Raw genomic sequence first — 23,149 nt, 5'->3', positions numbered from 1 at the left:
ATGGATTTACCGTTACTTTAGCGTGGTAGAGTATGCTATCCTAATAACCGGCGCCGTTTGACGGTGCCAGGTATTGCAAGATTTGTCCAAAAAGTGATTATTGTCTAGTTTGTCTAAAACTTTTTTGCAAAAAATTATTGAAAATTCGATTTAATACTTGTATACTGGTCATACCAGCAGAACTTCAACTTATCGGTAAAAAGATAAGGAGGATATGTAATGGATTTAGATACTTTGCGTGCCGAGGCCAAAAAAAACTTAAAAGGATATTGCAGGGTTTGCCCTGTTTGTGACGGGCGCGCCTGTTCGGGAGAAGTGCCGGGTATGGGTGGTGTTGGTACGGGCCGGGGGTTTCAGGCCAACCTGGAATCACTAAACCGTTATAAATTGAATATGCGTACTTTGCATAATGTTAAAGACCCGGATACCAGTTGTAAAATATTTGGTTTAACCCTGGATACTCCTGTGCTGGCTGCTCCCATGACCGGCACCCCTTATAATATGGGGGGCAAGCTGTCAGAACGGGAATTTATCGGATCTATTATATCTGGTTGCAAGATTGCGGGTGGTCTTGGGTTCTCCGGTGACGGGGCCGACCCGGAAATGTATAACTCAGGTGTCCAAGCCATAGCTGCCGAAGGGGGTTGGGGTATTCCCGTAATTAAGCCCCGCGGGCAAAAAGAAGTGATTGAAAGAATTCGCAGGGCTGAAGAAGCTCATGCTGTAGCTGTTGGTATGGATATTGACGGAGCGGGGTTAGTGACGATGGCTCTCAAGGGGCAGCCTGTTGGGCCCAAAACTCCCGCTGAACTGCGCGAAATCATTTCATCAACAAACCTGCCGTTTATAGTTAAAGGAATTATGACTGTTGACGAGGCTAAAATTGCTGTCGATGCGGGAGCAAAGGCCATCGTGGTTTCCAATCATGGTGGGAGAATTCTGGATCATACCCCGGGGGCTGCCGAAGTCCTACCGGCAATTGCGGCCGAGGTTAAGGGTAAAGTTACTATTTTTGCGGACGGGGGAGTGCGCTTTGGTACCGATGTGTTAAAGCTTCTGGCTTTGGGTGCCGACGCGGTGCTGTTGGGCAGACCGCTGGTGGTAGGAGCATTTGGCGGAGGAAGTGAAGGCGTACGTATGATTATCAATAAAATAACCGGTGAATTAAAGCAAGCCATGATTCTTACCGGTTGTGCTTCTGTCAATGATGTTCCGGGTGATGTTATCTATTGTTAAGATGTGTTTTATGGGCCCCGTTATAAGGCCCATAAAATAAACACCAACCGGTCATACCAGCAATTATTCAGGATATAAGATATTATTACATATCAGGAGGTGAGTTTTAATTCACTGCAGAGTTGACCTTATTTTAAAGAAATTTTATTAAAGAAGGGGGTTAGTTTATTAAATGGAAACCTGGACTCAGGTAATTAATCCGTTTAACAATCTCGGTATATCAGCCCTGGTTTCTTCTATACCGATACTTTTTTTATTCTTTGCTTTGGCTATTGTTAAAATGAAAGGTCACGTTGCAGGCCTTGCCACGCTGGTTATTGCAAACCTGGTAGCTATTATAGCTTTCCAGATGCCTTCGGGGTTGGCAGTATATTCTTCGATTTACGGTGCTATGACAGGTCTTTTCCCAATTGGGTGGATCGTTATAACAGCGGTGTTTTTGTATCAGTTGACTGTTAAAACCGGGCAATTTGAAATTATTAAAGATTCTATTGCATCTGTTACGGAAGACCGCAGGTTACAGGCTTTATTGATAGCATTTTCCTTCGGCGCGTTTATTGAAGGGGCGGCCGGTTTTGGTACCCCGGTGGCTATCACCGCAGCCATGCTGGTGGGTCTTGGCTTTAATCCCCTGTATGCCGCCGGTATTTGCTTAATAGCCAATACCGCTCCGGTTGCCTTTGGTGGGATTGGGATACCCATTGTTACCGCAGGTGCGGTTTCCGGCATAGATGCCCACGTAATCGGGCAAATGGTGGGTCGTCAATTACCTTTTCTATCTTTCTTTGTGCCTTTCTGGCTGGTATTTATTATGTCAGGCTGGAAGGGAGTTAAAGAAGTAATGCCGGCCATATTAGTATCCGGCGGTTCGTTTGCGATTGCACAGTGGTTTTCAGCCAGCTATATGGGACCGCTGCTTCCCGATATTATCTCGGCACTTGTCTCCATAATTTGCCTGGTTCTCTTTCTTCGTGTTTGGAAGCCCAAGAACATCTGGCGTTTTCCCGAGGAACCTCCCCGGACCATGCAAATTAAAAAACATACTGCCGGTGAAGTTCTTAAAGCCTGGTCGCCTTTTATCATACTTACCATTATGATTGCCGACTGGGGTGTAAATTCTGTTAAAGCCATTCTGGATAAGGTTACGATATTAATTCCCATGACTGGCCTTGACCAGGCCATTATTGTCGGCGGTGAGCCAATGGCAGTGATTTATAAGTTCAACTGGCTTTCTGCCGCGGGAACAGCTATATTATTATCCGCAATAATAACAGCATTTATCTTAAAAATTAAACCTGCCCAATTTTTGGCTATTTTTTTCGAAAATCTAAAGAATTTGCGTTATGCATTATTAACCATTGCTTCCGTTTTAGGATTTGCTTTTATAGCTAATTATTCCGGTATGACCCCTACACTTGGCAAGGCCTTTACAGTAACAGGCATTCTGTTCCCCTTCATGTCGGCCTTTCTGGGTTGGGTAGGCGTATTCATAACCGGCAGCGATACCTCATCGAATGCCCTTTTTGGCAAAATGCAGCTAATAACAGCGGAATCCATGGATATTAACCCCGTGCTGACAGTTGCTACCAACAGCAGTGGTGGGGTTGCGGCCAAAATGATTTCTCCTCAGAGTATTGCTGTGGCTACTGCTTCCTGCGGTCTGGTGGGGCGTGAAGCCGAATTATTTAGATTTACCTTTAAACACAGTATTTTCTTTACTGTTATAATTGGTATTATTGCTTTTCTGCAGGCGTACGTCTTGGAGTGGATGGTGCCGGCCGTTAAAATGATCACGCAAGAGGGAGGTCAGGCAGCGGCCAATGCTGCCGGCGGTGGTGTAACAATACTTGCTCTGACATTATTGTTTATATTACTGCTTGGTCTCTATGCCAACAAGCAAGGCCGGAGTTTGGACAAGTTTAATGTTTCCCGTGGTTAATTGCGATAACGGATGTGTCAGATAACTTTATTTATGCGAGCGGGCGGGGGGGAATTACTGTGTCAGATAAAAAAGGAATGAATATATTGTACCGGCGGTTTATGGAACAAGCGGAAGCAATCTCCGCCCGGGTATACCGGGTTTCCGACCCTGCAGGGGCAGGAGTTCAGCTGGCAGCAATTATTAAACAAGTGGGGGCCGGTAAAATGGTTGCCGCCAGGTCTGAATTGGTTGACAAATGCCTTGATGTAATTGATGCCGGCGGCATAGAAATTTGTACCGGTGATTTAAGGATGCATTGTGAAGACGCTGGTCTGGGCCTGTCGGAAGTAGACCTGGCCATAGCCGAAACCGGTACCCTGGTGCAGGACAGTACCAGCATAAACCAGCGGCTGGTTTCAACTTTACCCCCTGTGCATGTTGCACTGGTGCGTACAGAACGGCTTGTGGAATATTTTGGTGATGCCATGGATGTTTTAAATTCGCGGCGCACCAACCTGCCCGGATATATTTCATTTATATCCGGGCCAAGCCGCACGGCCGATATTGAACGCGTTTTAACCATTGGAGTGCACGGTCCGGAACAATTACACATCATTTTTGTTGATGAAGCGGGAGATGAATCCGGTGACTAATCGACAGGACATGAAGAACAATATCAAAGAAGCTTTGGCCAACCCAAATCTACGGGGGGCCCTGGGGCGTTTCGGTAATGATTACCTGGTGTCAAGGGAAAAAGCTTATACGGGTAAAAATTTTGAAGAACTGCGGGAGAAGATATCTTCCATTAAACGGTCAGCCGCCGGTCGTATGGAAGAGCTGGCTGACCGGTTTACGCAAAACATGCTTTCTCGCGGCGCGAAGGTATACAGGGCAAAGAATGCTCAGGAAGCCAGGGACTATATATTAAATCTGGCCATGGCCAGGGGTGTAAAAAAAATTGTTAAATCCAAGTCCATGGCCAGCGAAGAAATTCACCTGAACGAGTATTTGAACGAAAAGGGCTTGGAATCTGTAGAGACAGACCTGGGCGAGTGGATATTACAGTTATCCGGACAAAAACCGTCGCATATGGTTATGCCGGCCATCCATATGACCAGGGGAGAGGTCGCAGATGTATTTTCCGGAGAAATTAACCTGCAGCTTTCTTCAGATATACCTGTCCTGGTCAAGGTGGCCAGGGAACAACTGCGCCGGAAATTTTTAGAAGCCGGCATGGGCATATCCGGTGCCAATATTGCCGTGGCTGAAACGGGAACACTGGTTATAACCACCAATGAAGGTAATGGTAGGCTTACCACGACTTTGCCTCCGATACATGTAGCCATTGTGGGGCTGGAAAAACTCGTGGAAAAGTTCGCAGATGTTGAACCCATTCTGGAAGCACTTCCACGCAGCGCTACGGGCCAAAAAATTACCAGTTATGTAACGATGATTACAGGACCAACCCCCGTGATTGACGCTGGCGGCAATGTTAAGCCAAAAGAGCTGCATATAGTGTTGCTGGACAATGGCCGCAGCCAAATGCAAGCTGACCCCGTTTTTAAACAAGCCCTGCAGTGTATACGCTGCGCTTCCTGCCTCAACGTTTGTCCCGTATTTCAAATTGTAGGCGGGCATGTTTACGGACATGTGTATACCGGTGGCATAGGCACTATTCTTACTGCATTCTTTAATGGTTTTGAAAATGCCAGCGACATACAAAACCTGTGTATTGGTTGTGAACGATGCAAGAGGTTTTGCCCGGGGAAAATTGATATACCGGGCTTGATAAGGGAATTGCGCAGCCGCGTTGTCGATAAAAAGGGCTTACCCGGTATACCGAAATTTGTTATGCAAAGAGTGCTTCCCAACCGCAAGCTGTTTCACCGCTTGCTAAAAGTTGCCCATGCGGCTCAAAAACCCTTTCAAACCGGCGGGCTGGTTCGTCACCTGCCCTTATTCCTGGCAGGCTTAACGGAGGGGCGCAGCCTTCCGGCTATTGCTGACAAACCTTTCAGGGATCTTGTGGTTGCACTCGATGATAAAAAGGTGGCCCAAGAAGAGCAATGGCAACCAAGGGTAGGGTTTTTTGCCGGCTGCCTAACAGATTTTATCTACCCGCGCCTGGGGGTGGCTGTATACAAACTGCTTCACCACATGGGCATGCAAATGGTATTTCCCCTGGAGCAAACTTGTTGTGGCATGCCTGCAGTATACATGGGATCAAGAGAAACAGCTGCGGAACTGGCACGTCAAAACATTGCTGCTTTTGAAAAGGCCGGTGTGGATTATATTACCACGGCATGCCCTACATGTGCCCATGCTTTAAAGCATCACTTTGTGGAAGCTCTTGCCGGTGATCCCAAGTGGGGTGAACGTGCCAGGAATTTTAGCAGTAAAGTATATACCTTTGCTGCTTTGCTGGCCGAAAAGTCAAATGGTGGACAAAACCTGAAGCTGGCGCAAACCACCGGAAAAGTAACTTATCATGATTCCTGTCATATGAAAGGAGTTTTCGGCATTACGGTTGAACCCAGAGAGCTTCTCAAGTCTGCCGGGTTGGAATTGGTGGAAATGGAGGGCCCGGACAGGTGTTGTGGTTTTGGGGGGTCTTATTCAATTAAGTACCCCGAGATTTCTCAGCATATATTGGAAAAGAAACTGGCATCTATAATTAATTCCGGTGCGGAGCTGCTTGCTCTGGACTGTCCCGGATGCCTTTTACAATTGCACGGGGGACTGGACAGCCGCGACAAAAATATTACTGTGAAGCATACTGCCGAAATACTTGCCGAACAGCTTCTACCCTGAAATGGCGTGTCTTAATGAACAACTCTGTTTCCAAGGTGTGAGGGTTTGTATAGATAGTCCTAACGTTATATAATGTAATATTATACACATTTAAATAACAAGCTTGTTGAAAGGTTAAACGGGAGGACTATTGTGTACTTTAAACCAATTAAAACAAGAAAAATATACGAAGAAATTATTGAACAAGTTAAAGAAATGATTAACAAAGGTGTCCTGAATCCCGGTGACAGGTTAATGACGGAAAGGGAAATGGCCGAAAAAATGCAGGTAGGCCGTTCTGCCGTGCGGGAAGCTTTACGTGCTTTGGAGGCGATGGGTATTATTAAAGTTAAGCCCGGTGAGGGCACTTTTATTAATGATACCACACCTGATGCTCTACTTCGATCTTTTTCCACCCTGGCAATGGATGATGAAACTGCCCGCGAGTTAATGGAGCTGAGGAAAATACTCGAAGTTGAGGCTGCTGTACTGGCAGCGAAACGAAGTAATGAAAAACAGCTCAAGGCAATGTCCTATGCTTTGCAGCAAATGGAACAGGATCTTAAAGAGGGTAATCTGGGCGAGATGGCCGATATGAATTTTCATTTTGCCATAGCACAGGCCGCCGGCAATTCGTTGCTATATAAACTCATGAACACTATTGCCGATACCATGACCACATTACTGGCTGTTGCCCGGCAACGGCTATATCTGGACCCGGTTAATCCCCCTCGTCTATTGCGTGAACACAAGGTTATTTACAGGGCAATAAGTAATTCCGATGCCGCCGCTGCACGCAAAGCCATGCTGCAGCATCTAACCGGTGTTGAGGAATACATGTTTGGTAAATAAAAATAAGAACATGTGTATATAGAATGGGATTGGATTTTAGGTCTGACCACCATGCCATAATTAGTTCCTACCTCCAAATAAGTTTACTGTACAAGGAGGATTAACGATGAATTATAACAAAGTGACCGAAGATATGATAGCAAATTTGCAAAGTATTGTTGGTTCACGTAATGTAATTGTAGAGCAAGAAAAATTAGAAACATATGCCGGTGATGAAGTTCCCGAAGCCGAGTGGAAGCACTTACCTGAAGTAGTTGTTAAACCTGATAATGCACAGCAAGTATCGGAAGTGCTTAAACTTGCCAACCGTGAACTTGTTCCCGTAACACCCCGGGGAGCAGGTACGGGCCTTGCAGCAGGGGCGGTTCCCATGATTGGTGGTATTGTACTGTCCCTCGAAAATATGAACCGCATATTGGAGATAGATAACGAAAACCTGTTTATGGTTGTTGAACCCGGAGTTACCACGGGGGACGTGCAAAGGAAAGCCCAGGAGGAAGGCTATCTGTATGCGGGTGATCCCTGCAGCGCCGACAGTTCCTTTATCGGGGGAAACGTGGCCACCAATGCCGGGGGCAATAAGGCAGTAAAATATGGAACAACGAGCAAGCATATATATGGTCTTGAAGTTGTTCTGGCTACAGGGGAAATAATTACTCTGGGCGGTAAGTGTGTCAAAGACGTAACCGGCTATGATTTAGTACATTTAATGGTAGGCTCTGAAGGTACACTGGGCGTGGTCACTAAAATTTATCTTAAACTCTTGCCTAAACCCAAGTATAATTCGGTTTTGCTGGTTCCTTTCGCGGACATGCAAACTGCCATTAATGTTGTGCCCAAGATAATGACCACTGTAGGAGTAATCCCCACTTCCATTGAATTTATGGACAATCTGTGTATCAAGTCAGCTGAATCATTCCTTGATCGAAAGCTTCCATACAACGACGCAGGTGCTTATATTATTATAGAAGTTGAAGCTTACAGCGATGCCCAACTCGAGTCTGATTGCGAAAATATCGCTGGTATTTGCTATGAAAACGGCGGCCTTGAAGTATTTATAGGTAATGATAAGGCCAACCAGGATAAAATCTGGAAACCAAGGAGAGTTCTGGCGGAAGCACTGCGCGTTACAAGCCCGGTATATTGTATGGAGGATATCGTTGTCCCGATAAGCAATATCCCCAAATTACTGGAGGCAATAGAGCAAATTTCTAAAAAGTATACCATTAAAATTCCCTGTTTCGGTCACGCGGGCGACGGTAATGTGCACGCAACCTTACTGAAAGAAAACCTGGATGATGCAACCTGGTATGAAGTTAAGGAAAAAGTGCTTGAAGAAATTTATTTCGTCACTTATGCCTGCGAGGGTAAATTATCCGGTGAGCACGGCATTGGTGCCAAGAGGAAAAAGGCCATGGCCAAGTTTATGAATCCGGTTGAGCTGAGAATGATAGCTTCAATAAAAAAAGCATTGGATCCTAATTTAATACTTAACCCTGACAAACTTGTGGAATTGTGTTAAGTTTACAGTTTGGAAAAATATTAAAATCCCCGGTGATTGTTGAATTGCCGGGGATTTTTTGGGTAATTAGGGTTTAAATCATAAAATAACAAAAAAGGGTATTGTCTATTGGAATCAAAAAGGTCTTTGTGTAGTGGGCCGGCCAGCTTAAATACCCCATGTGCACATTTGGTGTTACGATATTGCACAAGTGTTATAATATCGCTGAGGTGAAAAAGCATGTGTACTATGCTAATGGCATATAAATTTCATCCCAAATATGATTTTATTTTTCTAGGTAATAGAGATGAATTCAAGGACAGGCCGTCCAGGGCGGCTCATTTTTGGCCGGCATACCCGAACATTTTGGCTGGAGTCGATTTAGCCAAAGGCGGAACCTGGACCGGTATAACCAAAGAAGGGCGCATGGCTTTCCTCACCAACTATCGTGATTTATCCATACCTAGAAAAGCTGCTATTTCGCGAGGCACCTTAACCCGGGATTTTTTAATAAACCCCATTGCACCAGTAAAATATCTGCAGGGTATCCAGAGCCGGCGAAAAGCATATGATCCTTTTAATTTAGTAGTGGGTACACAGGCGGGGCTTTATTATTATTCCAACATAGAAAACCAAATCCGCTCTATCCAGCCGGGAGTGTATGGATTAAGCAACGCTTTGCTGGACACCCCCTGGTTTAAAGTTAAAAAAGCCAAGGAGCGATTAATCAGCATTTTAGCTGCTGATTTTTCAGTCCAGCAGCTATTTAATATCCTGGATGATACCGAAGTGCCTCCCGATGAAGAATTACCCCGCACCGGTCTTACCCTTGAATTGGAGAGAGCGATGTCCTCTATATTCGTGGATACCGGCAATTATGGCACCCAATTTCAAACAGTTATTCTGGTTAGCACCAGTGGAGAAGTGCAATTTTATGAGAAGGCTTTAGCTGGCGAAGCTGGCTGGCAGTTTTCCACCTTTGTCTTTAATTTGTTGAAAGAATAGCTAACAGGAGGGGCGCTAGGCTTTTTGCTTATCATACCCCGGCAGCGAAGCTACATTCGAATTTGCGGAGCGGCTCGCAGGATACAAGACCAGTAAAGGAACGATTCAACTACCGCTTGGCAAGCCAATAGATTATGAGCTCATCGCCGACATCGTGCGGTGGAGAGTAAAGCGGAAAGTGAGAGGGAGTGACAACACTTTATGATAAACGAGCGCGTGTACAAGAAATATTTTGTCCTGAGGTTGTTCAAAATTATTAATAATTGATGAAATTAGTAACAGAGGTTAAAATTCCAGTTTGTCTGTAAGATTATGAGCATAACGAGGCTGGAAAATTTGGATTCAATCATAATAAAGCAAGGCACTCTACTTTACAATTCCGCAGAGTGCCTTGCTTGTTTTATCGTTATGCTTCCACATCTACCGTCATGCCGTAAATTCCACTGTAAATTCATCTTCATAGACTAAAGCCGGGAAGTTATAATCCTAAATATCGTTAAACTATTATTCCATTTTTAAAGTTCTGCAATTTAACATCAACAAAATAAGGATCAGTTATTTTGCCTTGCGTGGTTGCTATTATCTCCACCGGGGTGGAACTTAATTTGCTACCTACCGGGATGGACACCTGGGCACTGGCAAGACCGCTGGGCAAGGTATTCCAACCCAGTATATCCAGGGTCATGTTTTTGTTCATGGTAAAGGTAGTTTCATTTTCAGCAAACAGCCCTATTATGTTGAAAGGTTCATCGGGTTTGATTACCAAAGGCGTAACCCTTGATATTTTAGGTTTATTTATATTGACAACCTTATCACCCAGGTAAGCGCCATGTCCGATAAACATTAAGTATAAAAGGGAATTATCAATATCCGGTAAAGCCGATTATGCTGACATCGCCATGAAACTGGGCAAAGAAATGGGCAAAATAGACTACTACTGCTGCTATGGTCCAAATTAGCATTTGGAACTTCATCAAGTCAACCTTATTATCATCGTCGGTTGTGTAAAAATCCGCAAATGAAGTTTTTGTGGATACTGTTTTTATCCCACCTTTATTGGCTGAATAACCGGTTATACCTTTAGCCAAAACAAGGGTGGTATAATTCAATCCCATAAGTATAAGCAAGTTGGGTGGTATTTGGGTTTCCATGGGCACTAAACAATAAGCGTTGATAAGCTTTAAGGTTATGTAGGAAATTATGGCGACTATTGTCCATAGGACTCCCTGGAGTTTGGATATGCTCAGCCTATTATCCTTACCCACAATTAGCCCTGGAAGAAAAACATTACCCGGAGAAAATCTTTTATTAATGTAGTGAAAAATTAAAATAATAATAACAACCGATATTACGCTTAAAGCAAAAAAACCAAGTGGTATATTAAGGTTAATAATATTATATATAATCTCTTCTAATTTATTAAGCATACCGGGATTCTTAATTTGAAGCCCCATCGTATCCCTCCTTTAATTACCCTCAAACATTATATTAAAATTCAAATAGTAGTGTTACGCTCCCGGCCTTCAGTGTTAGGTGGTATATCATCTCAGGTGTTCATTATCCTTCCAAACAAAATCCTCTCATAATTAATTGGCAAGTGCGCATAAGTTTTTTAGAAACTGCTTAACCTTCCCACAATTATATGAGATATTGGTCAGTACTTGGCTCCGGAAAATCAGGCATAAGCTATAAAGAAACGCCCGGTGTCACCGGGCTGAATTAAAGCTTAATCTATGCCATAGGATAACTTTCTCGCTAATTTGCCTAAATAATTCATCAGGCCAAAGCCGGCAATTTTGGATACGATTTGACCGAATTTGCGATAAAATATCGCGGGTAGACATGCCTTTAGCATACATGGCTATGATTTGATCTTCCAACTGGTTTGAAGTTGTTTCATATTTCTTGATAATTTGGGGTTCAAACTCTGCAATACGATCTCTGGGTATCTTGAGTTCCGTTTTACCAAGCCTGGTTTGTATGGTTTTCTGACTGTAGCCGTTGCGGCTTTTACCGGAGTTGTTTCCCGGTGTGCCTTATATCCCTACGGCTAAAGCCGGGGGCTTTACGGCGCTTCTTGGTAAAGCATCGTTAATTATAATCATCAATCTCGATGGGCTCCGCGTTTATAATTTTCCATTTTCCCAGGTGATCAACAAAATAGATTGCCTGCCTTGCAAAACACTGGTCCGGAGTGCGGACCTGATCACCCGGTTTAAAGTATAGTAAATTCATGGAAAAAACATTTTCAAACCCCAGGTAATTACCAATATAGTACTCAACACCCGGGTGTGCTTCGCTAAAGTATGGGTGGTCAAAGTTTTCCCAGGGGAATGTTTCTTTGCACTTGAAATGTATATAGCTTGCGGCCAGTTCCCTTTGGTTGTCCTTTAATAAATTGATGAATCTATTAATTGTAATTGCAGGTTCGAAGGGATAATAAAAAGGTCTTGCATCAAAAAAACTATAAGCCTGATACCTCCACTGCGGCCTTAAGGGTAACTCCTTAATTATCTCGTCTTGTTCATTTTTAATAACCGCCTTGTAAGTGTGATTATTCTTAAGCAATACATCGTTTCCCATTGACTCAAATAATAAAACATTGCTGCCATCTCTGTGTCTTGAACCCATGCCGCTGGTCAGGGAGACATCGTAATCTCCGTAAAGTCTGATATCCAGTGGCTGGTTTATACCAAGGAAATCGTCCGGGTCTTTTGAGCCTTTTAATGCTATAATTCCCTGCAGCTTTATAGTACTTTTATCTTTGTGAAAGATATAAGGCCTGCTGTAAAAATAGCAAACTTTAACAAATGCATTACGGAGCTCGTTGTTACTTATTTTTTTGGCTATCTCCCAGTACCACGGAATCTCATCAAAATCATAATATTTTTGCTCATGGTTATAAACAACAACGTTTTTTAACAGTATGAAGGCGTCATCCGTCTCCGCTTTACCCCAAATGGGAAAGCTTTTATAAGCGAGGTAGTGCTGGCCGTAAAAATATACGGAGATAATGAGCCACAGAAATAAAAGGATAAGAATGATTGAAAATAACCTTTGCTTTAAAGACATATCCTTAAACCTCCCACCTTTCCCGGCTCTTGTATTTATTCTGGTTCATATATGGCAAGTCCTTTTGTTGTGTAAAAATTTAGAAATTAATTTCCCCGTGTAGCAAAGAGATTAGTTTTCCATGTAGCCTGCCCCTACTGTACTTTGGGCCGGTGGACGAACTTTCAAATTATACATTTCCTTTGGTAAGCGCAATTATAAATAAACCTCCGCAAGGAAACAATAAATCCTGAGTTAATCGTTTTTTTTTGTGCAGAATGGAGTTTTAACCGGTGTTCGGCAAAAGCATCTTATTTTTTTATAAAGCTATTCTTTTCGGCATTGCCGCCTATGCAATTATTCCCAGGCATATGTTTAAAAAGTATTTGCTTTATGGATTTATTTTTGGCGCCATTGTAGATCTTATAGTGGTATTTGCACTGCATTTTTTGGATTTAGCCAGGTACTATAACATGGGACCATTCGGCATTTACGGTGTAATAACAATCTGGTCACCCATAGCCTGGATGTTCGCATTCATGTTATTTTTTTATTTTCTTCCTGCCAGAACAGCATTCTTAATTCCTTATGTTGCTGGTTTCTCGATATTTGCTTACATGGTGGGGCTGGTTTTAACCGGGCTGGGGTTATTTGAGTATATCGGCAGCTACAAGTATTACGCCCCCATAGTCTTTTCCGCCTGGTTTTCACTGGCTACCTATGTTTATATTAAGATTGGAAATATTAAATTGAGACCCCTGAAATAATATTCCGCTGAAAAATACCGGCAATGATTACTACAAAAAAACGAATTATCGTCACATGTTTATGAAGCCAAATTTACCTTATGGAGAACCTGGTTTGCCATTGTCCGGTTGTTCAACATGGTTGCCGGGTAACAATGGGTGACAAAAACAAGTTAACCCCACCTTGCGCGAGGAGTGGGGTTAACTTGACGCTTAACGATGTATATCCGACCGGTCACAACCACCGAAAAGCGCCAGAGGATATTAGATGAAAGGTATAGTGCTAAATTAAAAATTGCTGTACATGAGCTTATTTCTTTTTAGTAATCATCCTCATAGCTCGGGTACTGTTCGGGAGATGCACCCTTTTTACCGGTAACCAGCGGCCTTTCGGGCGGCAAGTCCGAGTCAAGTATCTCCTCAACCCGCACGTCAAACTTCCACTCGTCGCCAAAATCGAACAAGTACAAGAAATTTTGCCCGCGTGTTAAACCAAGCTGCCCTATTACCGCCTTGTCAGCATAAGGAGGCTGTTCCCCCTCTCTGCTCCAGTAGGCATTTTTCGACCAGAGTTGTCCATCCATAAAAAAGGCGTAAAGATGGTCATCGTAGAAATCAAAGGCATCCTGTATGGCCTCGTGCAGGTGATGCAGGGTGTTTGCCGCTGAAATCCTGATGCGCCGCCAGGCCCGTCTATTTAGTGACACCTTGAGTATATATACATTCCCATCACCGGTATCCATTCGCCTGTCCGTAACTTTATACATTGCATTAATAGCGGTAGAATCAATGGCGGCGGCGGGGAATATGGCTTCAAACGCTTTTTCAAAGGGTTCTTTCGGTGTATTTGCCGAAGCTCTTTCAATGCCGGGTTTATCAAGTAAAGGTTTAAGGTGTTCATCATACCAGCAGCGTTCAATTAGTTTTACGTCGGGTCTCTCGTTATACAATTCATACGGTCTGTTCAGACAGGCCCGGATCATGGCCGGACCGAAATCAGTAAGTGTAACAGCCTTCACACCCGGATCATTTTTCCCGAAAAGCAGTTTATCTTTTATTTGTGCTTCCTCGTATTCCCAGAAGCCAAAGTCCCTCAGATGGTGAATAACCGGACCGGCGGTAACAAAAAAGCGGTGTATCGGGTTAGACCAGTCATAAGCATTTCGAAAATCCTCTATGTCGGCAAAAACCCTTTCACCAGGTTTGGTGTCTTTCAGAGCTTCCAGCCCGATACGCATATAGATGAAATGTCCACTCATGGCCAGGGTATTCCAGTATAATTCCCTGTAGTCAAGCTTCGTCCAGTATGTTCTAAACAGGAACATATACTTTGAACAGGAATTAAGAGCTCTAAACTTCTCAAGTTTAGGGGAAGGTACAAGATAACCCTCTCCATTCTTTTTTGTTTCACGTACAAAGAGCCCTGTGGCCTTAATAATGTGGAAAAATAAATTTATGGTCAAGTAAACGGGCTGAAGATATTTGGGTCCATCCAGTTCTCTTGGTCTGGATAGCAGAGCGTTTATGGCATAGCAGTCTTTCTTGCCCAGTTCATTCCGTACCTTGGTTAGCTTTGGTCTATTCTCTTCCAGGTATGTACAGAAGGTTTCAAAGTCATTGATTGTGTTTAGCATAATATCCCTCTCGTTTTTTACCGTTCCATGAAGTGTTGCTACTCTCAGTATATTGAGAACGGGATCGGGTTTCAATTCTTATTTGTAAAAATACCAAAGCCGGCATAGAGTTTCATTAAAGTCGCGGTATTCTGTAGAATGTTCGAACCTTAGGTTCGGGTCTCCTTAGGGGAGATTTCAGAAGGGCAATTTGCCCTTCTGAAATTTGCTCGAGCAGGAACCGCTACCGGTCATATTTGGATGAACTAAAGCGTATGCACGGGTGGCACGTACGGTCCACTTCGGATTTCATAAGCTTAGCTTAAATCACAATTTTGGTCCCGTCAAATTTGGTAAAGGAGAAACCGCTAAAATTTTCATTATATGTTTTCCGGTAATCCTGCAGTATACCGATGGCTACAGCTTCGCCCACTTTTAGGCCCTCGCCGTCTGAGCGATAGTGTACACCTGCGGTATTGCGACCCAGGCCTATATTGCTGGCAAGTTTGTTCAGTTCCCCACCCACCGTCAAAGCCGGTCCCGAATAAGGGAGTAGTGAGAGACCGTCGGTACTGGCTACAACCGGGTTGGGAATAACAAACGACTCCTTGAAGAACGCCTTTAGCATGGTCGCTCCCGCCCCGGCAACGCAGGCGTGACCGGCGGGATAGGACGGGTGTGTTGGGCATCCTTCCGCGTAAGCCTGAGGTAAAAGGTAGGTGCCAAACTTACTATATACATCAGCAATCGCCTGGGAATCGAGTAGTTCCTGGTTGATGGGGTAATTAGCGGTGCCCGTTAATTGGTTATGGACCCGTCCCCCGAACTCTTCCGGCCGGAGTCGCCGGTGGACCAGCCATTTTTGGTACCAGGCAGCCATGTCCGCTGCCCGGGTCGCCCGGGCCACAAAATCCAGAATATGTGGGGCACCGAAAGTGGATCTACCGTTCTGGGTGGCCGAACGCAGATAAGGGTTACTGGGGGACAGCGCTGCCGGCCCATAACTGAGCAGAATTAAACATGCACCAAGAAAGCCCTGGAAGGTGAAATCACGGTGGCACCATTCGCCTAAATCGCGGCCATTACGGATATAGCGGGGCGTGGGGTCGAATTGATTAGGTGTGCTGGAAGGGAATCCATTCTGGGTATTCAACCAATCCTCATAAGAGGTCATGTGGTCAACGCCGGCTGCTGTGGTGCGATAGCGCTGAACGATGGTTGTGGCACCGTAAGGAATGTCCTTCCACAGGAACTGGGAAATATATGGTCCCGTTAAGTCTCCGGGCGTATCGCCGCGGAACAAGGTATCCGTGGTGACCACTCCATTGACCTTTGGTCCCCGAAAATCAGAAAAACCAGACAGCTCACCCGCAGCCGCGAGGGTAAGCGGATCGGTGTTGTACTTCGCAAAGGGCACATCACGGGTTAACGCCAGCCAGTAAAGTTCAGTCATTTCACCGGCACTCCAGGCACTGCTGAAGGCTGGTGCCGGAATCATGCTTATATGATGAGTATCCGGTCCTACCATCTCGAACGCATAAGCGGTCTGGGGGCTGGCCAGCTTGGTAACTCCCCCCAAAGGTATGAATTCAAAATCGTCGGGGCTGCCGGTGGATAAAGCCCTGATCATGTCATTATAGGCATTGAGGTCTACCTCGCCGAGATGGTTATGGGGCAGTCCCTTGGAAAAGTTACCGATTTTATTGACAAATAGATTTTCATCACCGTTACATGGATGGCCTGGTAGAGTAAGGTTCTTTTGAAAAAGCGCTGCATTTCGGCGTATTTGAAATGCATCCTCACGACGCTGCCTTGTACTTGTTGGCCCAATCTCGCAGGATTCAACCTGGTTAAATGTGTTCCCCCCTTGAGCAACCTTTCCTTCGTTTAATAAAACCTTATCACTCATTTTGAACACCCCAAACATAGTTTAATATTTTACTATATTATGACAAAACACTCAAATTGTTCCAAATATTGGAGTGTTATCCACAAAAGTACAAACCGGCTCTACCCGGTCCCGGTGGCGTTATTAAATACGAAAGTTTTGAACCTAAAAAACAAGTGCCGGGTAGCTTAAAGCAAATACAATAAAGTAGTCTTTAATTTCTCGTAGACCTTTCTAACGACTTACCCAACCTGGCAGCATGTTTCGCATAACCGAAATGTTTTTCCACGTAAACCCAGGCCTTTTCAACCTGCGATTTGTAATAATCATCATCATTAATCAAGCGTTCAATGTTTTCCTTAACCTCCGCCGGCTCCGCATAGATGGCTGCCTCGCCAAAGACTTCCCGGAATTTGGGCGGTAAAATCACAGGTACACCAACAGCCATTGCTTCAACAATCACTCGCCCAAAAGCCTCCACTAAATCAGGGTGAGTATAATATACAAATACATCCAACATGGCCAGGAAATCTTTAGGGGGCATTTTACCGAATTCCAAAACGTGCCAGTTGCCTGGCAATCTCCCCATAATTATTTCAGGTATTTTTGCACCACCAAGAATGTGTATTTCGTAATCACTGGATTCAGGATATATTGTGAGTAATTCTCCAGCAGTCGCAGGCCATTTGCGTACATCATGATCCCGGGAATGCCTTCCAATTCTTGGTTTTGATTTGCGTGGCGAATATGTTTTGCGCCGCCACTGGTCAATGTCTATGATATTTGTCCAGTCTTCACCTGCCAGCTTGATTGATTTAATCTCTTCTGCATGGTGTTCTTGAAGGGCTTTGCGTACCAACGGGCCAATGGGGTACCACGTACCGGTTTTCCCAAAGTATTTTTCGAGATGTTCCTGACACTGATTAATGTCATACCGCTGGACAGCGCCTTCACCATAAACACTCATGGGTGTTTGATTAACTATAGTATTGATATCCTTTGCATCTACATCAGGAACATATCGCTGCCATTCTTGCAGCACGGGAGGATACCGAATATTTAATATATCACAGGAAACTTTTTCACCATAAACAATCATTTGGACTTTGTCTCCATCAATTAATTCCCGTACCTGCGGGAGGATGCCTCTTTTGGGATCAATGTCATAGCGTGACATCTGTATTAATCCTGTCCGTAAACCAAGCCGCTTTTGAGCCTTGATTTCCTCAACACTGGATAAGGTCGAACCGCCTATCATGCGAAAATCAGATATTAAAATAACATCAAAATGACGCCTTTCGGAGGGCCTAACCTCCCGTTTGGGCCACATGGGTTCGGGTACGGGAAATGGACGGGATCTCTGGGGAAATTCGTAACGCAAGTTATCTGAATTACTGTAAAAATAAATTTGGCTTTCATGGTACTCCTTGCGTGCACCCATGTAATATCCAGGGTGACCAAAAGCTTTGTTTCCGGTTAAAGATTGGCCGGATTTCCTGTAAAAAGACAGGGGTCCTGTTGCCAGTTCCGCGATTGCTTCGTTACCAAATATTTTTTTAACCCGCCGTATAAGCTCACTATCAGCACCAAATCGAACACTATCCCAGTAACCTACAGCATCAATTACCTGCTTACGCCTGAACAGGAAAGATGTTGCGAACTTGAGTGTTATTATTCCTGGATTCCTTCCCCCAAAAAATTTAAGGTCGGAATTGGTACGGGCCAGTTGCGATACGTTCCCTATAATGGATGGATTCTTAATCAAATGCAAAGCTTGTATTTCGATTTTTTCAGGATGAGACCAATCATCCGCATCATGACAGGTTACAAATTCACCTGTAGCTGCCTGGAGTGCAAGGTTTCGAGCTACATACGGGCCACCGTTCGATTCAGCTTTGATTAACTGAATTCTACTATCCCTTTTCACATACTCTTCAACGATATTTGTTGTAGCATCGGTGCTGTGGTCATCTACTACAATTATCTCCAAGTTGCCCCATGTCTGGGATGTTATCGAATCCAGCGCAGTTCTTATTGTATCTTCAGCGTTATAAACGGGTACAATAACAGTTACTTTTGGCGCATCACTGGGGATTTCGGTATATCTACTTGTATTATGACCGGGTCTCAGGCAATCCAGGGCGGTATCGCTTAAAGAGTCATCATACGAAATCCCGGATATTCCATGGAGGGCAAGTGCTTTATTAATCCAGTTCACTTTTCCTTCCATGCCGGTTTCAAGGTTTGCTCTGGCAAGAAACAGGTCTGCATGGGGTTTTAGTTTAAGGGCGTTATTAATTGTTTCTTTGGCTGCTTCTATATTACCTAAGACTTCATGGCACAGGGTTTCAATTATGGCGGCCTGTCGTAAACGGCTGGGGGATTTTTCACCTTGCAGTGCCCCGGGTAATAAATCCAAGCATTGTCTTGCAGCCGCTTCGTTATACTGGTTGGCATGCCAAAGTACCAGCTCCCAAGCTACCATTCTTTTTACATAGGGGTTTTCAGTATCGTTAAACAAATTATATAAATCCCTAAGACCTCGTTCTGTAAAACCAAGATTATATAAACGATGTTGAATGTCCGATATTATTTTTTGTTTTGGAATAAAATATTTCTTAACTAGACTCCTTTGCCAAGGGTTAAGTCTTTTTGCTATGCTACGTATCTGATCTATAGTAAAGATTTTAAAAATAATGGATTCTATTAAATTTAATGCTTTATAAAATATTAAATTGTACAGTTTGCGGCAAACCTGTATAATTAACATAAAGCATCCCTAAATTTCAAGTTAATATAACTCCCCATTTATCAACACCCATCACATCTCTTTATTTCTAATCTACAGATCGGATCTGGATAAACCTATGGCTGTCTCAATTATTGTTGGAAATAATTCTGGTGGCTCCGCTTTCCTATGTCCATCTTCATGTTCAAAAAATATAGCTTTTATGTTATTTATTCTATAATTGTTGGCAGCATTTAACCCTATAGCCCGGTTAAAAAGTTTGAAATGTGTATGATAATGATGTTTATCGAGTCTGTTTTGGACGTAAACAACTTTATTATTTTTAATTTTGTTGCAAAAGGGAATAATGCTAAACCGCTCAGGGTAATTGATAATTGCATTTGTACGGTCTATGCCATCAAAACAATAACTTAGATACTTGTCAACTGATTTATTTTTATATTGAGTTACATCAATTTGGGGATTTATAGCAACCACAACAATATCTGGTATTATCGATGATAATTTAAGTGCCGCAAAACCCCCGGCAGATGAAGCATAAATAATAACATCACCTAAAGGCATATTCAACTTTCCGGCTACATCAATTATTAACTGGGCAATAATCGAGATAACGTCTGTTTTAAGCGTACCTATATACCAGGCAACATTAATGTCTTTGTACAATTTTAATGTAGGATCAGCGATATATAAACAATGACCCGGGAAATAACTTGCCCACGACCACCTGTGAAAAACAGGCGGATTAGTTTTACTTCGATCAACGGCTCCAGTCAATAAAACGAATAATCGATTAACTGGTGCCGGCAGGTAAATAAAATCATATTCTAAACCTTCCCAACTAAAGCTATATGCACCCTTTTTAAATTCGGCGGGTAAAATTGGCCAGTTGAACTTATATCTCGGTAAATCTTGCAAGCTTTTTAAGCTTACTTTTCCTCCAGCTTTGATAGGGACTTCTAAATTTTTCTTTATCCCCAACCTGGCAGCATGTTTGGAATAACCGAAATGTTTTTTTACATAAGCCCAAGCTTTTTCAACCTGCGATTGGTAATAATCATCATTACTCATCAAGCTATCTATTTTCTCCTTAACCTCCGCCGGCTCCGCATAGATGGCTGCCTCTCCAAATACCTCCCGGAATTTGGGCGGTAAAATCACAGGCACACCAACAGCCATTGCTTCAATAATCACTCGTCCAAAAGCCTCTACCAAATCAGGGTGGGTATAATATACAAATACATCCAACATGGCCAGGAAATCTTTGGGATGCATCTCCCCGAATTCCAAAACGCGCCAGTTTTTCGGCAGATAGCCAAGAATTTTTTCAGGAATGCCCGCGCCCCCGAGTACATGTATTTCATAACCAGTGGAATCGGGATAAACAGCCAGTAACTCTTTGCCATCAGCAGGCCATTTTAATATACTGTCCCTGGCATGTCTACCTATTCTTATTGCTGCCCCCCGCGATGGACGTGATGGTCGCCGCCATTCATCCACATCTATAATATTAATCCAGTCTTCATCTGAAAGTGTGATAATTTCCAGTTCCTTTGCATGGTGTTTATTAAGTGCTTCACGAACCAGCGGGCTAATGGGATGCCAAATACCTCCTTTACCAAAGTATCTTAATAAATGCTTATGGCACCGTTTTATATCGTATCTCAGTACAGCACCCGGCCCGTAATCACTCATTGGAGTTTGATTAACTATAACTCGTATGTCTTTTGCTTTTACATTGGGAATATAACGTTGCCATTCTTGTAATACGGGGGGATATCTAAGTATTAAAACATCACAGCTTAACTTTTCTCCATAAACAATCATTTGAACCTGATTGCCATCTAACAGTTGGCGTATTTTGGGGTTGATTTTCTTTCTTGGATAGTAGTCGTAACGGGACATCTGGATTAACCCGGTATACAGGCCCATTCGTTTCTGAGCCTTGATTTCTTCCACATTGGACATATTGGAACCGCCATCAAGCCTGAAATCAGATACAAGGATAACATCAAAATGCCGGCGTTCGGAATTTCGAACTTCCCTGATTGGCCACATGGGTTCTGGAACAGCAAAGGGTCGAAATTTTTGGGGAAAATCATATCTTAAAGAATCTGCTATGGAGTGATAATATTCGTGACTCTCAAAATATTCCTTTCGCGCTCCCATAAAAAAGCCATGGTAACCGAATGCTCCATCTCCGGTTAGAGAATTGCGGGATTGCCTTTGGAAAGTAAGGGGCCCTGTAGAAACCTCCACCACCGTATTTTCTCCGAATACTTTCTTGATACGACGTATAAATTCCGAATCAGCACCAAATCGCACACAATCCCAGTAACCAACAGCATTCATTACAGGTATACGGCGAAACATAAAGGATGACATGTTGTTAAATATATAATAACCAGGATTTCCCCGGCGGTAAGGCTTAAGATCATCAAAAACACGGGCTTGTTGAGATGAGTTTCCAATAATTGACGGGTTGTTAAGCAGGTATCGAACCTGCCTTTCTATTTTTTCCGGGTGTGACCAATCATCGGCATCATGACAGGTTACAAATTCACCTGTAGCTGCCCGGAGTGCAAGGTTTCGAGCTACATAGGGGCCACCGTTTGATTCAGCTTTGATTAACTGAGTTCTGTTATCTCTTTTCACATATTCTTCAACGATATCTGTTGTAGCATCGGTGCTATGGTCATCCACTACGATTATCTCCAAGTTGCTCCATGTCTGGGACGTTATCGAATCCAGCGCAGTTTTTATTGTGCCTTCAGCATTATAAACAGGTACAATAACAGTTACTTTGGGCGCATCACTGGGGATTTCGGTACATCTCCTTGCATTATGACCGGGTCTCAGGCAATCCAAGGCGGTACCCCTTAAAGAGTCATCATATGAAATCGCGGATATTCCATGCAGGGCAAGTGCTTTATTAATCCAGTTCACTTTTTCTTTCATATCGGTTTCAAGGTTTGTTCTGGCAAGAAACAGGTCTGCATGGGGGTTTAGTTCAAGGGCGTTATTAATTGTTTCTTTGGCCGCTTCTTTATTACCTAAGATTTCATGGCACTCGGCTTCAATTATGGCGGCCTGTCGTAAACGGCCGGGGGATTTTTCACCCTGCAGTGCCCCGGGTAGTAAGTCCAAGCATCGCTGTGCACCCGCCTCGCTATACTGGTTGGCATACCAAAGTACCAGTTCCCAGGCTGCCAGCCTTTTTACGCAGGAATCATTTGTCTGTTGAAACAAACTCTGCAGATCCGCAAGAGCACGCTCGGTGAAACCAAGATTATAAAGACGAAATTTAAGTTGACTGATTTTCTTAGCAGCCTTCTTCTCCTTCTGTGTCAATGGTTTTGAACCGGGTTCCACAGATTGACGCTCATATTTCAATAATTTTGTTGATTCAACCGCTACAGCCGGTTTGGGTGATTGCATTCTGTGTGGGCTTGACTTTCCCTTAGCATCACATTTGAATATACTGGCCAGCTTCCTCACCGGCAACGTATAACGCCATGTCCGGCTTTGTTCAATCTGTGCGTAAAGGCGTTTAATGCGATCTCGTTCCCGCACTGCTTTTTGGCACATCACTCTGGCATTCTTTAGCTCAGATTCCAACTTTTTTAGTTTTGTAGTAAGTTCCTGTTCTCGCTCTCTCTCGATGTTAAGCTCCTTAATTACCTTGTCAAGCTGCAGCTTTAGTTCCTCTTGCCCTGTCTCGAAATCTTTATTTGGTTTAGATTTATTGCCCGGATCTACCGGCATTTTATTCATACTATCTCCCCTGAAAAAAGTTA

General features: G+C 43.6%; 15 protein-coding genes and 1 pseudogene. 8 read left to right on the top strand and 8 right to left on the bottom strand.

What is annotated here, in order from left to right; genetic code table 11:
- Positions 1-219: 219 nt before the first annotated feature.
- The 7 genes from LX24_RS03535 (at position 220) to LX24_RS03505 (ending at position 9,305) form a co-directional block, all read left to right on the top strand.
- Positions 220-1,236, top strand: a complete 1,017-nt coding sequence (locus tag LX24_RS03535; protein ID WP_166510766.1) for an alpha-hydroxy-acid oxidizing protein — start codon at positions 220-222, stop codon at positions 1,234-1,236.
- A 172-nt stretch (positions 1,237-1,408) separates the two neighbouring features.
- Entirely contained in the window at positions 1,409-3,175 is a 1,767-nt protein-coding gene (locus LX24_RS03530; protein WP_166510765.1) for an L-lactate permease, read from the top strand.
- Positions 3,176-3,234: 59 nt separating this feature from the next.
- Positions 3,235-3,810, top strand: coding sequence for a LutC/YkgG family protein (locus LX24_RS03525; RefSeq protein WP_243131605.1), 576 nt, complete (start codon positions 3,235-3,237; stop codon positions 3,808-3,810).
- 10 nt (positions 3,811-3,820) lie between these two features.
- Positions 3,821-5,968 carry an L-lactate dehydrogenase (quinone) large subunit LdhH gene (ldhH, locus tag LX24_RS03520; protein WP_166510914.1) on the top strand — a complete coding sequence of 716 codons (2,148 nt, stop codon included), beginning with the start codon at positions 3,821-3,823 and terminating at the stop codon, positions 5,966-5,968.
- Positions 5,969-6,100: 132 nt separating this feature from the next.
- A complete protein-coding gene (locus LX24_RS03515) occupies positions 6,101-6,799 on the top strand; it encodes a FadR/GntR family transcriptional regulator (RefSeq protein ID WP_166510764.1) in 699 nt (232 codons plus the stop codon).
- A 106-nt stretch (positions 6,800-6,905) separates the two neighbouring features.
- Entirely contained in the window at positions 6,906-8,321 is a 1,416-nt protein-coding gene (locus LX24_RS03510; RefSeq protein WP_166510763.1) for an FAD-binding oxidoreductase, read from the top strand.
- Positions 8,322-8,540: 219 nt separating this feature from the next.
- Positions 8,541-9,305 carry an NRDE family protein gene (locus LX24_RS03505; RefSeq protein ID WP_166510762.1) on the top strand — a complete coding sequence of 255 codons (765 nt, stop codon included), beginning with the start codon at positions 8,541-8,543 and terminating at the stop codon, positions 9,303-9,305.
- Between the two features lie 496 nt (positions 9,306-9,801).
- Here LX24_RS03505 and LX24_RS03500 read toward each other — a convergent pair whose 3' ends face one another.
- The 4 genes and pseudogenes from LX24_RS03500 to LX24_RS03485 form a co-directional block, all read right to left on the bottom strand.
- A complete protein-coding gene (locus LX24_RS03500; protein ID WP_166510761.1) occupies positions 9,802-10,071 on the bottom strand; it encodes a hypothetical protein in 270 nt (89 codons plus the stop codon).
- Between the two features lie 97 nt (positions 10,072-10,168).
- Positions 10,169-10,759 carry a hypothetical protein gene (locus LX24_RS03495; RefSeq protein ID WP_166510760.1) on the bottom strand — a complete coding sequence of 197 codons (591 nt, stop codon included), beginning with the start codon at positions 10,757-10,759 and terminating at the stop codon, positions 10,169-10,171.
- A gap of 357 nt (positions 10,760-11,116) precedes the next feature.
- A pseudogene (locus LX24_RS03490) lies at positions 11,117-11,332 on the bottom strand (transposase); the annotation flags it as partial.
- A 64-nt stretch (positions 11,333-11,396) separates the two neighbouring features.
- On the bottom strand, positions 11,397-12,377 hold the full coding sequence (locus LX24_RS03485) for a hypothetical protein (protein ID WP_166510759.1): 981 nt from the start codon (positions 12,375-12,377) through the stop codon (positions 11,397-11,399).
- Positions 12,378-12,649: 272 nt separating this feature from the next.
- Between LX24_RS03485 and LX24_RS03480 the strand changes: the two genes are divergently transcribed.
- On the top strand, positions 12,650-13,123 hold the full coding sequence (locus LX24_RS03480; RefSeq protein ID WP_166510758.1) for a hypothetical protein: 474 nt from the start codon (positions 12,650-12,652) through the stop codon (positions 13,121-13,123).
- A 299-nt stretch (positions 13,124-13,422) separates the two neighbouring features.
- Here the strand turns inward: LX24_RS03480 and LX24_RS03475 are convergent, their stop codons facing one another.
- From LX24_RS03475 to LX24_RS03460, 4 genes are all read right to left on the bottom strand, one after another.
- A complete protein-coding gene (locus LX24_RS03475; RefSeq protein WP_166510757.1) occupies positions 13,423-14,736 on the bottom strand; it encodes a plasmid pRiA4b ORF-3 family protein in 1,314 nt (437 codons plus the stop codon).
- 301 nt (positions 14,737-15,037) lie between these two features.
- A complete protein-coding gene (locus LX24_RS03470) occupies positions 15,038-16,624 on the bottom strand; it encodes a vanadium-dependent haloperoxidase (RefSeq protein ID WP_166510756.1) in 1,587 nt (528 codons plus the stop codon).
- A gap of 193 nt (positions 16,625-16,817) precedes the next feature.
- The gene (locus tag LX24_RS03465) at positions 16,818-19,124 is read right to left on the bottom strand and encodes a glycosyltransferase (RefSeq protein WP_207706518.1); all 2,307 of its coding nucleotides are present in this window, start codon (positions 19,122-19,124) and stop codon (positions 16,818-16,820) included.
- Between the two features lie 321 nt (positions 19,125-19,445).
- Positions 19,446-23,126 (bottom strand): glycosyltransferase, encoded by a 3,681-nt coding sequence (locus tag LX24_RS03460; RefSeq protein ID WP_207706517.1) that lies wholly within the window; start codon positions 23,124-23,126, stop codon positions 19,446-19,448.
- Positions 23,127-23,149 lie beyond the last annotated feature (23 nt).

The sequence above is a fragment of the Desulfallas thermosapovorans DSM 6562 genome (assembly GCF_008124625.1).
In the GTDB taxonomy this organism is placed as follows: domain Bacteria; phylum Bacillota; class Desulfotomaculia; order Desulfotomaculales; family Desulfallaceae; genus Sporotomaculum; species Sporotomaculum thermosapovorans.
This window is presented reverse-complemented; position numbering and strand designations above follow the sequence as displayed.

Coding starts and splice junctions, on each gene's coding strand:
- LX24_RS03495 (WP_166510760.1), bottom strand. CDS start 10,759: ATGGGGCTTCAAATTAAGAATCCCGGTATGCTTAATAAATTAGAAGAG.
- LX24_RS03475 (WP_166510757.1), bottom strand. CDS start 14,736: ATGCTAAACACAATCAATGACTTTGAAACCTTCTGTACATACCTGGAA.
- LX24_RS03505 (WP_166510762.1), top strand. CDS start 8,541: ATGTGTACTATGCTAATGGCATATAAATTTCATCCCAAATATGATTTT.
- LX24_RS03470 (WP_166510756.1), bottom strand. CDS start 16,624: ATGAGTGATAAGGTTTTATTAAACGAAGGAAAGGTTGCTCAAGGGGGG.
- LX24_RS03485 (WP_166510759.1), bottom strand. CDS start 12,377: ATGTCTTTAAAGCAAAGGTTATTTTCAATCATTCTTATCCTTTTATTT.
- LX24_RS03510 (WP_166510763.1), top strand. CDS start 6,906: ATGAATTATAACAAAGTGACCGAAGATATGATAGCAAATTTGCAAAGT.
- LX24_RS03460 (WP_207706517.1), bottom strand. CDS start 23,126: ATGAATAAAATGCCGGTAGATCCGGGCAATAAATCTAAACCAAATAAA.
- LX24_RS03530 (WP_166510765.1), top strand. CDS start 1,409: ATGGAAACCTGGACTCAGGTAATTAATCCGTTTAACAATCTCGGTATA.
- LX24_RS03535 (WP_166510766.1), top strand. CDS start 220: ATGGATTTAGATACTTTGCGTGCCGAGGCCAAAAAAAACTTAAAAGGA.
- ldhH (WP_166510914.1), top strand. CDS start 3,821: ATGAAGAACAATATCAAAGAAGCTTTGGCCAACCCAAATCTACGGGGG.